Annotated in this window: 11 protein-coding genes; 7 read left to right on the forward strand and 4 right to left on the reverse strand. The window is 62.0% G+C overall.

Annotated features, from left to right (window positions below; genetic code table 11):
- Positions 1-26: 26 nt before the first annotated feature.
- The 3 genes from VMH22_04115 to VMH22_04125 form a co-directional block, all read right to left on the reverse strand.
- A complete protein-coding gene (locus tag VMH22_04115) occupies positions 27-1475 on the reverse strand; it encodes a FlgD immunoglobulin-like domain containing protein (protein HTW90873.1) in 1449 nt (482 codons plus the stop codon).
- A gap of 419 nt (positions 1476-1894) precedes the next feature.
- Positions 1895-2290, reverse strand: a complete 396-nt coding sequence (locus tag VMH22_04120; protein HTW90874.1) for a HEPN domain-containing protein — start codon at positions 2288-2290, stop codon at positions 1895-1897.
- On the reverse strand, positions 2287-2628 hold the full coding sequence (locus VMH22_04125; protein ID HTW90875.1) for a nucleotidyltransferase domain-containing protein: 342 nt from the start codon (positions 2626-2628) through the stop codon (positions 2287-2289). Before VMH22_04125 ends, VMH22_04120 begins: the two co-directional genes overlap by 4 nt.
- Before the next feature lie 263 nt (positions 2629-2891).
- Between VMH22_04125 and hypD the strand changes: the two genes are divergently transcribed.
- The 5 genes from hypD (at position 2892) to VMH22_04150 (ending at position 8205) form a co-directional block, all read left to right on the forward strand.
- Complete coding sequence (gene hypD, locus VMH22_04130) at positions 2892-4190, forward strand: hydrogenase formation protein HypD (GenBank protein HTW90876.1); 1299 nt, start codon at positions 2892-2894, stop codon at positions 4188-4190.
- Positions 4191-4289: 99 nt separating this feature from the next.
- Complete coding sequence (hypE, locus tag VMH22_04135) at positions 4290-5273, forward strand: hydrogenase expression/formation protein HypE (protein HTW90877.1); 984 nt, start codon at positions 4290-4292, stop codon at positions 5271-5273.
- A 102-nt stretch (positions 5274-5375) separates the two neighbouring features.
- On the forward strand, positions 5376-6425 hold the full coding sequence (locus tag VMH22_04140; GenBank protein HTW90878.1) for a site-2 protease family protein: 1050 nt from the start codon (positions 5376-5378) through the stop codon (positions 6423-6425).
- Between the two features lie 219 nt (positions 6426-6644).
- Positions 6645-7442: a prolipoprotein diacylglyceryl transferase gene (gene lgt, locus VMH22_04145; GenBank protein ID HTW90879.1), complete on the forward strand. Its 798-nt coding sequence runs from the start codon at positions 6645-6647 to the stop codon at positions 7440-7442.
- A gap of 22 nt (positions 7443-7464) precedes the next feature.
- The gene (locus VMH22_04150) at positions 7465-8205 is read left to right on the forward strand and encodes a ComF family protein (GenBank protein HTW90880.1); all 741 of its coding nucleotides are present in this window, start codon (positions 7465-7467) and stop codon (positions 8203-8205) included.
- Between the two features lie 11 nt (positions 8206-8216).
- On the opposite strand, the gene VMH22_04155 is transcribed toward VMH22_04150, so the two are convergent.
- Complete coding sequence (locus tag VMH22_04155; GenBank protein ID HTW90881.1) at positions 8217-9377, reverse strand: M23 family metallopeptidase; 1161 nt, start codon at positions 9375-9377, stop codon at positions 8217-8219.
- 1499 nt (positions 9378-10876) lie between these two features.
- Here VMH22_04155 and cas6 point away from each other — a divergent pair.
- Together cas6 and cas3 are read left to right on the forward strand one after the other, a co-directional pair.
- Positions 10877-11530, forward strand: a complete 654-nt coding sequence (cas6, locus tag VMH22_04160) for a type I-MYXAN CRISPR-associated protein Cas6/Cmx6 (GenBank protein HTW90882.1) — start codon at positions 10877-10879, stop codon at positions 11528-11530.
- A complete protein-coding gene (gene cas3 / locus VMH22_04165) occupies positions 11530-13794 on the forward strand; it encodes a CRISPR-associated helicase Cas3' (protein ID HTW90883.1) in 2265 nt (754 codons plus the stop codon). The genes cas6 and cas3 overlap by 1 nt, the downstream gene beginning before the upstream one ends.

Raw genomic sequence — 13794 nt, forward strand, 5'->3', positions numbered from 1 at the left:
GAGGCTTCTGCTCTGCGTCATTCCGCCTAATGCGTGACGACGGCCTTCTGTACGTCGCGGGCTGCCTGCGTATCGAGACGGATGAAGTAGACGCCGCGGGCGACTGCGGCTCCGTTGCCGTCAGTGCAGTTCCAGGCGACAGAGTGTTGGCCGGCAGATTGCTCCTCGGCGACCAGGCGCTTGACCTCCCGGCCGGTCAGGTCGTAGACGGAGAGGGCTACTCGGCATGGCGAGGCAAGCGAATACCGAACGTCGAACCAGCCAGACATCGTCCGCACCTGCCATCCCGAAGACGGTCGCGGCCCGGCGCGATTCACTTCAGCGATGCCGTACCCGGTGTCGTGCAGAACGTAGACGTAATCCCTGTCGACCGCAACGACAAACATGCGCCGTCGAACCGGGTCGAGTTGAATGTCCTGAATGTTCCAGTTGTTAGGCAACACTCGTGTTCCTATGAACGAGTCGGTCTTGCAGTCGAGAACTCTGATGTAACTGGAATCGCCCGCCGCGAGGGTGAGATACAGACGGTCGCTCCATGGCACCCAGCATGTGACATACGCACCGCCTCCTTGTTGTTCGTATTCGATCTTCCTTAGAACCGAGTCCGTCGCGCAGTCCACCACCCACAGCGTGTCCGGCGTGTGCCAGTCGGTGCCGCGGTCAGCGAGATAGATCTTGTTGTCCCGCTCATCGACCGCTACCTGAGTGTTGTATAGCCCGCCCCAGATTCGCACGGGCACGGTGCCGACCAGCGTGTCGCGTTCCGTGTCGATGATACCCACATTCGAAGGTCCGGGCTCTCCCTGGAAAGGCGCGAGGTACGCCTTGTGGCAGGTGTTGTCGAAGAGGAGAGCGTCGGGTTGTACTCCGCTCACTCGGCTCACGTCAATCACCTTCAAGACCGAGTCGGCGACGTAGTCGTAGACGTAAAGCTTCTTGTCGCCGCCCTGCCCCACGTAGAGCTTCTGGTCGGCCGAATCCCACGACGCGTTCGTGCTGAGCCCTCCCAGTGCCAAGCGGCTCACGACCGTATCGGTAGCGCCATCAAATGCATAGAGGGTTTCTACCGCAGCCTTGTACAGTTGGTCAACGTCACTCAGATAGACATGCGAGGGCATGTCATAGCAGACATGCAGCCAGTGAATGACCGTGTCGGCTGCGGCGTCGATTACCAACGTGCTGTCGCTTGTGTTACGACAAAGGGTGTAGAGCTTATGCCTGCGCCAGTTCCAGGCATAGTAGACGTAGCCATACGTCTGGACCGAAATGGAGTCCACCACCTGATACGTCGAACAATCAACCACGTAGTAGCGCCCGGTATCGCTGGCGACGTAGAGCTTGTTGAGTTCCGGAAGGTAGGCCGCGGTCCCCAACCCACAGCCTTGAGCTGAAGAATGGGGAACCCTGATGACCGTGTCTACTTGTACCTGCGCGAACAACGCCACGGGAAAGAGGACGAGCAACAGCTTCATCATAGACCATGCTCCAATCTCGGAGGAGCGGAGAATCCGCCTCTCCGACCAGCGAATCTACTCTGCAACTGCCTTGAGCCTAGCTTTCTCCGTATCCGTGTCAAGTGATCGGTGCAGGTGAAAGACGGGGACACGTTAATCTTCTCATTCTCAAACGTCAAGGCGGGCACACGAACGGCGTGTCTTACTCCCGCGTCAGTTGCGTGCCGTGACTCGTTGTGTCTTCTTCCATACCTTGCGCTGCCGACGGATCACGGGCGCTAGAGCCCTCAAGGCCTCGTTGACGGCTGCGCTGTCCGGGAAGACGTCAATGACATCGTGCCCTACAACAACGACGATGGTACCTTCTGCATGCCGCGCTGCGGTTCTGCCGCGTGAGGCGCCGGAGAAGTCATGTTCCGGGCGCATGGCCGAAGGCGCTGTCACAACGGCTTCCCGGTTGACGAGGCGAGCATGTTCTGGACGAAGTCTATGAACCGCTGGGCGTTCGCTATCTGCTCACCCGCGAGGCCGGCGCTGACCTCGACATTGACCTCGTAGTCACCGAGTTGGCGGCATTCCGCCGCATCCAGGAGCATTCGATGGAAGCCCGCAGGGACCCGACCGGGCTTCTGAAATCTCTCGCCAAAGGCGGCAATGAGCGCGGAGTGACTGCTGTACTCAAGTCCGTCGCTAAGCAGTAGAGCCTCGACGACGTAGAACATCGTGTAGTATGCACGTGACGCCGCAAATCCATGGCTCCCTCGGGCATCAATCTCGCGGGCGACGTCCAGACTTTCGCGCGCCTTCGCCAGCAGCGCCCTCTGCTGTTCGTTCATACCGCGACGCCCTCCACCCGAGCGTTGCGGAGCAGCGGACTCTGTTCCTGGTCGAAGCGGCGTTCCGACACGTATACGCAGAGAATCACGACGTTGTGCTCCAGCGACAACTCGGAGGTGATTGGCAGCACGCGACGCCGCTCCTCTTCGACACTGACGTCCCCTCGGAGCACTACCATCACGTCTATGTCCGAATCCGCTCGGGCGTCACCGCGTGCCTGAGAACCAAACAGCACAAGCCGGACGAGCCGTTCGCCGTACAGCTCGCCCAGTCTGGCATGGAGTTCGGCAAGGACCTGCCTGACTTTGGACGTCATCTCGCAGTCAATGTAACTCACCGGCCGAGAAAGTCAAGGAGCTTGTCGGGGACACCTGTCTAACTCCACGTCCCTCGAATCTGGGAACCGATAGCACAGGGTAGTCGTATCCGCTCTACCCTGATGTCAGGACAGATGCGCATCGGCAGTGGGCCGCGACATCCGTACTCCGGACGTGGTCGAGAGTTCCTCGTTTGTGGAGGCAACCAATCACCGAAGCCGGATTTCACCCAACGTTCGGTCGGGTTGGTTGACCCGGGACGACGCGCGGATAGAATCAAACGGTGAAAGCTGAGCAGCGCAAGGCGACGAGGAAGCTGGACGAGGGCGCGATGGAGCGCGCCTTGCTCGGCAAGGTGAACGGCCTCGTCGCTGAGTTGTGTAAGACCCGAAAGACAATCAACCTGATGGAAGTCTGCGGCACCCACACGATGGCAATCTCCGGTTTCGGTATCCGTCGCGCGGTGGACCCGCGGCTGCGTTTGCTTTCCGGGCCGGGCTGCCCGGTCTGCGTTACCGCGCAGGAGGAGATCGACGCGGCAATAGACATCGCCCGGGGGGGCTTGGGACACAATTCGGCGAAAACGGGGACAGTCCCTCGGAGCGCGAGGACGCGCGGTACAGTCCCCGTTTTCGAGTCATGTCCCGCGCCGGGTCCGGCCGTTGTGACCTTCGGCGACATGATGCGCGTGCCGGGCACGCTGACTTCGCTGGAGCGGGAGAAGGCAAAAGGCGCGGACGTGCGGGTCGTATATTCGGCGCTGGATGCCCTGCGCTTGGCCGAAGAAGCGCCGGACCGGCAGTTCGTGTTTCTCGGGGTGGGGTTCGAGACAACCGCGCCCACCGTGGCGGCGACGGTGCTGGCGGCGCAGGAATCCAAGGTCTCAAACTTCTTCGTGCTCCCTATGTTCAAGACTATCCCGCCGGCGCTGGAAGCGATTGCGTCCTCGGACCGAGTGAATGTGGACGGGTTCATCCTGCCCGGCCACGTCTCTACCATTATCGGCACGCGACCGTACGAGTTCCTCCGGGACAAGTACCATCTGCCGAGTTGCGTGGTCGGGTTCGAGGCGCTCGACGTGCTGCAGGGAATTTACATGCTGCTCAGGCGGATGCATGATGACTTGGGCGAAAACAGGGACAGTCCCCGACCGCGAGGACGCGGCCGCAATCCGGTACAGTCCCTGTTTTCGGGTCATGACCAGCGCCCGAAGGTGGAAAACCAGTATATGCGAAGCGTGAAGCCCGAGGGCAACGCGAAGGCTCGGCAGGTGATGGACACTGTCTTCGAGCCCTGTGACGCTGTGTGGCGGGGTATCGGCGCGATTCCCGGCTCCGGTCTCGCGTTTCGCAAGGACTACGCCGCATTCGATGCTCGGAGTCGTTTCCACGTCCGCAATCGTCAATCGTCAATCGTAAATCGTAAATCAGGGTGTCGGTGCGGGGACGTGATGCTCGGCGTCATTGTCCCGCCGGAGTGCAAACTGTTCGCCAAGGCGTGCACGCCCGAATCGCCGGTCGGGCCGTGCATGGTGTCGACTGAGGGAGCATGCGCAGCGTACTACAAATATGAACGAGCGTAGGACGCAATGACAAAGAACAAAGGGCTAAGGACAAAGCAACTGGGACCGGAGTGGAATCCGCCGGGGATTGTCGGCGACATCGTTGACCCGCGCATCGTGATGGGGCATGGCGCGGGCGGCAGGAAGATGCACCGGCTGATAAAGAACGTATTCGTGAAGCACTTCGGCAGTCCCGCACTGAGGAAACTGGCCGATGGGGCGGTCTTGCCCGAGTTGCACGGGAATCTGGCGATGACCACCGACTCGTACGTCGTGCAGCCTTTGTTCTTCCCGGGCGGGGACATCGGCAAGCTCGCGGTCTGCGGCACGGTCAACGACCTTGCGGTGATGGGCGCCAAACCTCTCTTTATCTCGCTTGCGTTCGTCATCCGCGAAGGGCTGGAGGTAGCGAAGCTTGAGGCTATTTGCCGCTCGATCGCGGCGGCGTCCCGGAAGGCGGGCGTTCAAGTCGTGACCGGCGATACTAAGGTCATCGAGCGGGGAGAAGAAGAGGAGTTGTATGTCAACACGACGGGCATCGGCACACTTCTTCCGCGAGCACAACTGGGACCGGAGTATGTGAAACCGGGCGACAAGATTCTCATCAACGGTCCGATTGGCGAGCACGAGGCCGCGATTGCGGTCGCGCGCGGGGCCTACCGTTTCAAGGGCAAGGCCGAGAGTGACTGCGCCGCGCTGGACAGTCTGGTGTTGCCGTTGCTGGAGAAGCCCGGTGTGAGGCTGATGCGCGACCCGACCCGCGGCGGGCTGGCCACAACCTTGAATGAGTTTGCCGATGCTACCGGACTGGGATTCGTCATTGACGAGGCGGCGCTGCCGATAGCGCAACACGTGAAGGGCGTTGCGGAGCTCCTGGGACTGAGTCCGCTGTACATGGCGAACGAGGGCAAGGTCGTGGTGGTTGTCGAGCCAAGGTCCGAAGCAAGGACGCTCGCGAAGATGCGAGGGCATCGGCTGGGGAGAGAGACCGCGAGTATCGGCGAAGTCGTGAAGCAACCCCAGGGCGTGTGGCTCAAGACTCACCTGGGCTCGCTCCGTAAGTTGATCATGCTGGAAGGTGAGCAACTGCCGAGAATCTGCTAGAGGAATTGACGAGTGACGATTGGCGATTGTCGAATGTACTCTGGCACGAGTCTTTGGTGAGAATCAGGTCGTCTAACTAGAATCGCAAATAAGACGGATGCCATGACTGAAGCCGGGTTCACGCTGGACCAATTGAGCCCGTACATGCAGATCGAGGGCATACGGGGAAACCGCATAACCGGGCGTATCTACGACCCGGTGCCCGAGAATCTCGCCGCACTGAAGGACGTGTTCAAGGCGGCCGGTTTCTACGCCTTCTTCGAGCAAACGACCGAGGGCCACGCGGTGACCTACGGCTTTCCGCCACCGAAGCGCCGGCGCAGGCTCTGGATCAACGCGCTGCTGTTCGTTCTGACCATCGGCACGACCCTCCTGGTCGGTTCGTTCAACAACGGCGGGAATCCGTTCAAGCATCCGCTCGACATGCTGCTGCTCGGCTGGCCGTTTTCGCTCAGCATCATCCTCGTGCTGGGCAGCCATGAACTGGCGCACTTCCTGACTGCTCGTCGCCTCGGTGTGGATGCCACGCCGCCGTACTTCCTGCCGGTCCCCCATCCGATGACGGGGACGATGGGTGCTTTCATACGGATTGAATCACCGGTCCCGACGAAGAGCGCGCTGGTGCGGGTCGGAGTCTCAGGGCCGTTGGTCGGGTTCCTTGTCGCGCTGCCGGTCAGTTTCATCGGCCTGCTCCTTTCCAAGTCGGTTGCCGTCACCGGCTCGCCCGGCATCCAACTTGGCTCCCCGCTTGTCTTCTGGCTAATGTCGGAGTTGCTGCACCCAAAGCTGGGGCCGGGCAAGGACCTGATGCTGAATCCGGTGGCGTTCGCGGGCTGGCTCGGGCTGTTCGTGACCGCGCTCAACCTGCTGCCAATCGGGCAGCTCGACGGAGGGCACGTCGCCTACGCCGTGTTCGGCAGGCGCTGGCAGAAGCTAAGCTGGATAGTCATCGCCGTCCTCGCAGTGCTGGGGATGTTCTGGCTGGGCTGGCCTTTCTGGGCGTTGCTCGCCATCATACTCGGCCTTAGGCACCCACCGCCGATGGACGACCTTACCCCGCTCAACAAGGCGGACTGGCGCCTGGTCGCAGCCGCCGTGGTGATCATGGTCCTGACCTTCACGCCCGCGCCCTTCGGGTCGGTGCGGCTGTAGGTCCGGACGCGGACTTCACCACAAAGACACCAAGTCACCAAGCTTGAGGCGAAAAGGACGAATGCGGAGGGATGAAGGATGAATGTCCTGACGCCGACCTTTCATGATTCAGCCTTTCCGGTTTCATCCCTTCCTCTTTGTGTCTTTGTGTCTTGGTGGTAAGACTCCTGTCCTGGTCCCTTTTCTTGACTAGTTTGGCCTTGCGTCTAGGATAGTCCGATGTTCCCCACCATTCTCAGAGTCGGCAATCTGCATATCTACTCATACGGCGTGATGCTCTTCATCTCGTTCGTGTGCGGCATCGCGGTAGTTGAACACAGGGCGAAGAAGTTCGGCGTTGACTCGAAGCATGTGACGGACCTCGCGCTTTGGGTGCTGCTTGCGGTCGTGCTCGGCTCCCGGCTCTTCTACGTCGCGTTCCACTGGCAGGAGTTCAACCACGACCTCATCGGCATCATCGCGTTCTGGCGGGGCGGGCTGGCCGGACTGATGTTCTATGGCGGGTTCCTGGGCGGCATCATCGCGGGTACGCTGTTCGTCTGGCTCAACAAGCTGCCGGTGCGGAAGCTGATGGACGCGGTCACACCGGCGATAGTGCTCGGCGAGGGGTTCACCCGCATCGGCTGCTTCCTGAACGGCTGCTGCTTTGGTTCCCCGACGTGCGGCCCCTTCGGCGTGGTATTCCCGCCCAACTCGCCGGCCGGCGCGACTTTCATCGGACAGCCGATTCACCCGACCCAGCTCTACTCTTCGGCGGCTGGATTCGTCCTGTTCCTGTTCGCGCTCTGGCTGGAGAAGAGGAACTTGAAGCCGGGCGTGCTGGCCGCAATCCTGCTAATCATCTACTCGATCTTTCGGTTCGGGATTGACTTCCTGCGTTACTACGAGAACACCACGAACCTCTGGGGCAACCAGATCGTCGCGCTCTGCCTGACCGTGGTCGGGGTTGCGCTGCTAATCCTGTTCCTGCGCTGGCCAGGCAAGGGCGCGAGCACAAGCAGCGGCACGCGACGCTGAGTTTGGGCTTGAGCTTCCTTGCTTGAGCTTGGGCTTCCCAGGTAGCGTTCGCTTCCTTCTTAAGTCACTCGCCGACTTTGTCTACCCGCCGATATGCTATGGCTGCGACACCGAGATAGATGAGGGGCTGGTCTGTGAGGGATGCCGGTTGGCGCTCTTCACGCATGAACTTGCGGTCTGTCCGAAGTGCGGCCGGCCTTGCACCCGGACGGCGGAGACCTGCGGCCAGTGTCGGACAGCGTTCAGCCTCAGCCGCGTGCGGGCGCTGGGGCTGTATGTCCCGCCCTTCGACAAGCTGGTTCAGGCCTTCAAGTACTCGGGCAAGACCAAGGTCGGGGAGTTGCTAGGTCTCGCGCTCTCAGCCCTGGTTCAGCAGGACGAGGTGCTCTCAGCCGCGGACGCGGTCTGCCCCGTGCCGCTCCATCCGGCGCGGCTGCGCGAGCGCGGATTCAACCAGTCTTTGTTGCTGGCCGCGGCCATCTCGATTAGCACGAGCATTCCACTGGCTGAGTACATAACCCGCATCAAGAACACGTCTACTCAGACCGCGAAGCCAAAACCCGAGGACCGGATGAAGAACCTCGCCGGCGCGTTCCGACTCAGGTCTGATGCGCGCGTCGGCGGCAAGACGGTTCTGCTCGTGGATGATGTGATGACGACCGGCGCGACGCTGGACCAGGCGGCACAGCCGCTGCTCAGAGGCGGCGCCGCTAGCGTGCTCGGGGTGGTGGTGGCGGCTGCCCACGCTGGCGCAGGGACATGACCGAATTGTCCTCAATTCGGATCGTGTCCCGAGCCCAACCGGACCATGGTTCGGGCTAATGAATCCCGCGTCCGCAGGAACTGCGACATGAATGCAGCGTTAACCGGGTCGCGGCGCGGCGGGTTGAGCTTCAGCGGGTTGGTTGGCGTGCCATGAATGCGGACTTCGTAGTGCAGATGCGGACCGGTCGCCAATCCGGTCTGGCCGACATACCCGACAACCTGCCCCTGCCGGACCGTTGCGCCGGACCTGATTCCTTTGCCGAATCCGCTGAGATGTCCGTAGCGGGTCTCGTACCCCTCGGCGTGGCCTAGCACAACCAACCGTCCGTAGCCGCCGGCCCATCCGGCAGAGACTACGTGGCCGTCGGCCACCGCCTCAACCGGCGCGCCCGCGGGCGCACCGTAGTCGACGCCGTAGTGCTCGCGGACTATCCGCAGAATCGGGTGATACCTTCGGCCGAAGAAGGAGGTGACGCGCGAGAAACGGAGCGGCGACTTCTGGAAGGTCTTGCGCAGGTTCTGGCCGTCGGCGTTGTAGTAGTCGGTTATCCCTTCCGGATCGGTGAAGCGATACCCCGAGAAAGAGCCGACCTGGCCCCAGTAGCTCGCCGCCAGTATGTCGCCGTAGCCGACGCAGACCGAGTCGCAGTACTTCCGCTGGAAGAGAATCGCGAAGCTGTCGTTCTTCTGGACCTCGGAGAAGAAATCGACTTCCCAGCCGAAGATGTCGGTGTAGTCCATTATGAGTTGCGGTGACTCGCCCAGCGCCATCATCGTCTCATACAGTGAGCTGGTGATGGTCCCTTTGACGAATGCCGTCGTCTGGGTGATGTGCCGGAACAGCATCGACACGCGGGCACCGGCCGAGTCGAGGTCAATGCGATAGACGTGCTCGACGTCCTGCCGGTAGAGCAGGCGGCGCGGCGCGGACTGGGCCCCACGCCGTCTCAGCACGAACAGACTGTCACCGGGCCGCATTGCCCGGAAGTTGAAGCCCGCGGCATTGAGGGCCGGAACAACGCGGCCGACATCCTCAGGCGCGAGGCCGGCGCGGGCGAGGACTTTCGCCATGATTTCGCTTGGCTTCACCGAGTACGCGGATGTGTCGTATGGTATGGGGGCTGCCTGAGCTTGCGTCTGCACCTTGACTTGGTCTTTGAGTCCTGCCACGTGTGCCCGGTGAGCGAGGGACACGAACACAGCCAGAAGAACCAGGGCGAGGACGAAGGCGAGCGTTATTCCGACCGCGACCCAGCGGCCGTAGCGGGGTGACTCTTTAGGTTTGGGCGGAGCCGACCGCCCGGGGAAGGGCGGCAAAGGTCCGGGTTGACGTTGGGGGGTATCCGGGTTCTCGGGCACGGACTAGATGATACCCGCACCCCGCGTCCCGCGCAACAGCGCGCGAACTTACCGGAAACCGACATGGACACCACGAACCAGGTGCATGAAACGCATCTTCGAGTTCTATCTCGGCCCGCTTCGTGGTCTGCGTGTCTTCGTGAGTGCATGGTGTGTCTCATCGTATCCTCCCTGTTGTCGGGAGGTCCCTCCAGCAAGACGAGACTCTATCTGTGTCCATCCGTGTTTATCCGTGGCTACTCTCTTCGTGGCTGGATTCCGGCTCCGTCTCTTGGCGTCCTTGGCGGCTTATCTGCGACCATTCGGGGGTTTGAACCGAACCGCGGCGCGCGTCGGGGCTCTCCTCGTAGCTCTCCAAGGAACTCCGCTCGTTGGTTAGAGGGTTACCCGCAGAGTAATCCGGGAAGGAACTCTGACGGGAAAGCCGACTGTAACTCGGCAAGGAACCCGGGATTGAACCCGACCTGTTACCCGGCAATGAACCGGACGAGGAACTCTACTCGTTGCCCGCGAAGTAGCGGTAGACGTAGCTGTGGAAGTTGCCGGTGAAGTAACCCGCGTCGTTCCTCGGGAAGTTGCTCCGGTCGTTACCTCGGAAGCTATGTGCGGAGCTACGGGGGGAGCATAGGAGGGGTTGGGAAGGGAATAGGGGTTAGGGTATTGGGAATAGGGAAGTTAGGACAGGAATTCGCGGTTGGAGGAGTGTGTACTATATTACACAAACAGGATCTGGATTGAGCGATGAAAATGCTGCTCTCCACCCGTGGCTGAAGGACTCGCGGCGAACTCAGACTTCCCCGCATCCGAGCCCGGCTGACGCAAGGCGCGTGCCGGCCCGCCAGTTCGCCGACTTGGCCCTCGGCGGCCTCGACCGCCGGCTCAGACGCGCTTAGCCGGCTTCGGTTCGGCAATTCTGCATTCTGGTTTCTGATCTCTGATTTCTGGATTATCTGAAGTCCGCCGCGCTGTGTTCTCGCGCGGAGCCGTCCGTTTCCGACTACTGCAAGCTGCCAACTGAGAACTGGTTACTCGCGTCAGTGTACCGCCGGCCTCGACCGCCAACAGCACCTCGTCCGGCGCTCGCACCAAGCTCTGCAACGGCACCAGCTTCGAGTGCCGCAACAGCGATCGCTCCAGTTCCTGCAGCAGGTCAAACAACAGCCGCCGTCCCCGCCCGCGTACCGACACCCGCTCTGGGCCTGAGCCAAGCCAGCAACCGTCTCAGCCCTCATACAGCCGTTCCTGAACTTTTGTCGCTTGACATCTCAGGCTTTTGGGGCATATTTCATGTCACTCCCGGGAGGTAAAAGATGCCGACCATAGACATCGGATTCAGACTGACTGGCAGAGAAATACCTGCCGACCACAGCTATGCGCTCTATGGCGCTGTGTCGCGCCACGTCCCTTGGACTCATGACTCGGCCCAAGAGACCTTGGGCATACACCCAATCAACGGCCTTCTTGCTGGCAACCGCCTGCTACATCTGACCCCGTCAAGCCGACTGACCTTCCGACTCGACTCCGACCATGTCCGCGAACTCCTACCTCTCGCCGGCGAGGAACTCGACCTGGACGGCTATAAGCTCCGTGTCGGTGTGCCGACCACGTACTTGCTCAAGCCGGCGGCGACTCTTCGCAGCCGACTCGTCACGTTCAAGCACCGCATGGACCCCGAGTCGTTCCTCGCCAAGGCGCAGGAGGAGTTCTCCAGACTCGGAATCATGGGAACGCCCGGCCTCATCCGTCGCAGTGGGACCAAGTCACTTGAAGGCCGCAAGGAGATGACTGCTGACCGTTCGCCTTCCATCCGTCGCACTCTCCGCATCCACGACAAGGAAGTCGTGGGCTTCGCGATGGAAGTCTCGGGCCTCTCTGCCGACGATTCCCTCCGACTGCAAGAGCATGGCCTCGGCGGTCGCCGCCGCTTCGGCTGCGGCATCTTCGTGCCGACGCGGCACGCCTGATGGCCGACTTCGTGCGTCTGCTGGCAAAGTCCAGCGACAATCCCGACGCACCGCTCGATTCCGAAACGCTGCCGGGCCACACGCGCAACGTGCTTGCCACGGCGTCAACGCTCGCGGACACGGTCGGCCAGCAAGCGCTCAGCTCGCTTGGCCTCAATGATGCGTTCAATGCAGAGTTCCTTCGGGCCGCTCTCCTACGCGCGGCCGTCCTCCACGACCTCGGCAAGGCCAACGACCAGTTCCAGCTTGCCGTCCGCAAGCCCGGCACAGCTCAAGCGCTCAGGCACGAATGGGTCAGCGTTTGGTTGGCCCTGCGCGACGACCGCCTGAACCGATGGCTCCTTGCGGACTGCACGCCTGTCGTCCGCAGCGCGGCCCTCTACGCGGCGCTGGGACATCACCTGAAGCTGAAGGACGCCGCTGACATTGCTGTCCGCACCGCCGGAACCACCGCGAGGCTGTCACTCAATCACCCCGACTTCCGTTCCTGCCTTCAGCACGGCGAGGCGCTCGCTGGCCTGCCTCGTGCTCCATCGCTGACGTCCTGCAGCATTGACCTCTTGGCTCGGCCGCTGGCCGAACTCCGAGACTGGCTCCGCGACGACGACTGGTGGACCGAGAAGGCAACCACCGAAGAGAAACGGTTCGTGGCTCTGGTCAAAGCCCTGCTCATCAGCGCCGATGTAGCCGGTTCCGCCGTACCGCGCTCAGGGGAAAGCCCGGAGCGATGGACTGAGTCGGCCGTGGCAGAAGCCTGCACGGTGGACATGCTCGCCGAGGTGGTCTCCAAGCGCCTTGGTGCGCATGCCTCGCGGCCCTTCCAGGAACAAGTGCGGGACACGCCAGGCCGCCTCACGTTCGTCCGAGCCGGCTGCGGCAGCGGCAAGACACTGGCCGCATACATGTGGGCCCAGAAGAAGGCAGTCGGCAGGAAGCTCTTTGTCTGCTACCCGACTACCGGCACCACGACTGAAGGATTCCGCGACTACATCGAGGCTGCCGACATGGCCGAGCACGCCCAACTCAAGCACGGCCGCAGCGCCGCCGACATCGAACTCCTGCTCGAAGACCGCACCGCCGACGTGCTGGAACGCACCAAACGCTACGAGTCGCTGACCACGTGGCACACGCCCATCACGCTCTGCACGGTGGACTATGTTCTCGGCCTCATCCAGAACTACCGTTCCGCGCTCTTCTCGTTTCCGGGCATAGCCAACGGTGCGTTCGTCTTCGATGAGGTGCACCAGTACGGTGACCGCCTCTTCGCCGAGCTACTGAGGTTCATGGACACGTTCCGTGGTACGCCGGTCTTGTTGATGACCGCCATGCTGCCGGACCAGCGCCTTCAGGCTTTGCGGCAGGCAACGGCCGACTCGGGCGCGGAACTACAGGTGGTCGATGGCCCGGCCGGACTCGAAGAGCTACCGCGGTACGAAGTGGCCGGCGTTCAGACCGAGGAACCTTGGCAGCAGGTTGACCAGACGCTCGCCCGAGGCGGCAAGGTCCTGTGGGTAGCGAACACGATAGACCGGGCGGTCTCGTTCGCGCAGGCCGCGAACGGCCGCAACCCGCTCATCTATCACAGCCGTTACCGCTACGTAGACCGCCTGAAGAAACACGCGGCCGTGATGACCGCGTTTGACGACGGCAACCCGAAGGTCTCGCTGGCCGTGTCAACGCAGGTATGCGAGGTGTCCCTGGACATCTCGGCCGACCTGCTCGTCACCGACATGGCACCGATACCCGCGCTCATCCAGCGCCTCGGTCGCCTCAACCGTCGCGCGTCGCCGGACGACCCGAGGCCGGTGTGCCGCGCGCTCGTTCTGCGCCCTGACAATCGGTTCCCCTATGATGAAGAGGAATTCGACTTCGCGACTATCGAGAAGTGGCTGGCTCGGCTTGCCGGACGACCGGTGTCTCAGCGTGACTTGGCCGAGGCCTTTGCCGCCGAGGACAATGGCGTCGAACCTCAGCCCGTGGAATCTGCGTGGCTCGACGGTGGCCCGCTGGCCTATCAGCAACCCGCGCGCGAAGGCGAAGGGTCAGTGTCGGTGCTACTGCCCGAGGACAAAGCGGCATGCCTGACTCGCTCGGGCAGACCGGACACGAAGCAGGTGACTCGTCTCGCAATTCCGATGCCGCTGGGCCGGGTCGCGAAGGAAGTTGAGCATTGGGACCACGTCGGGTCTGCACTGGTTGCGCCCGCCGGTCGTATCGAATACTCCGAACAATGGGGAGGCAAATGGGCAAAGAAAAACAAATGA

The sequence above is a fragment of the bacterium genome, from assembly GCA_035505375.1.
Classification (GTDB): Bacteria; Hydrothermota; Tepidihabitantia; order Tepidihabitantales; family Tepidihabitantaceae; genus UBA2258.

Coding starts and splice junctions, on each gene's coding strand:
- VMH22_04115 (HTW90873.1), bottom strand. CDS start 1,475: ATGATGAAGCTGTTGCTCGTCCTCTTTCCCGTGGCGTTGTTCGCGCAG.
- VMH22_04120 (HTW90874.1), bottom strand. CDS start 2,290: ATGAACGAACAGCAGAGGGCGCTGCTGGCGAAGGCGCGCGAAAGTCTG.
- hypE (HTW90877.1), top strand. CDS start 4,290: ATGGGGCATGGCGCGGGCGGCAGGAAGATGCACCGGCTGATAAAGAAC.
- VMH22_04140 (HTW90878.1), top strand. CDS start 5,376: ATGACTGAAGCCGGGTTCACGCTGGACCAATTGAGCCCGTACATGCAG.
- lgt (HTW90879.1), top strand. CDS start 6,645: ATGTTCCCCACCATTCTCAGAGTCGGCAATCTGCATATCTACTCATAC.
- cas6 (HTW90882.1), top strand. CDS start 10,877: ATGCCGACCATAGACATCGGATTCAGACTGACTGGCAGAGAAATACCT.
- cas3 (HTW90883.1), top strand. CDS start 11,530: ATGGCCGACTTCGTGCGTCTGCTGGCAAAGTCCAGCGACAATCCCGAC.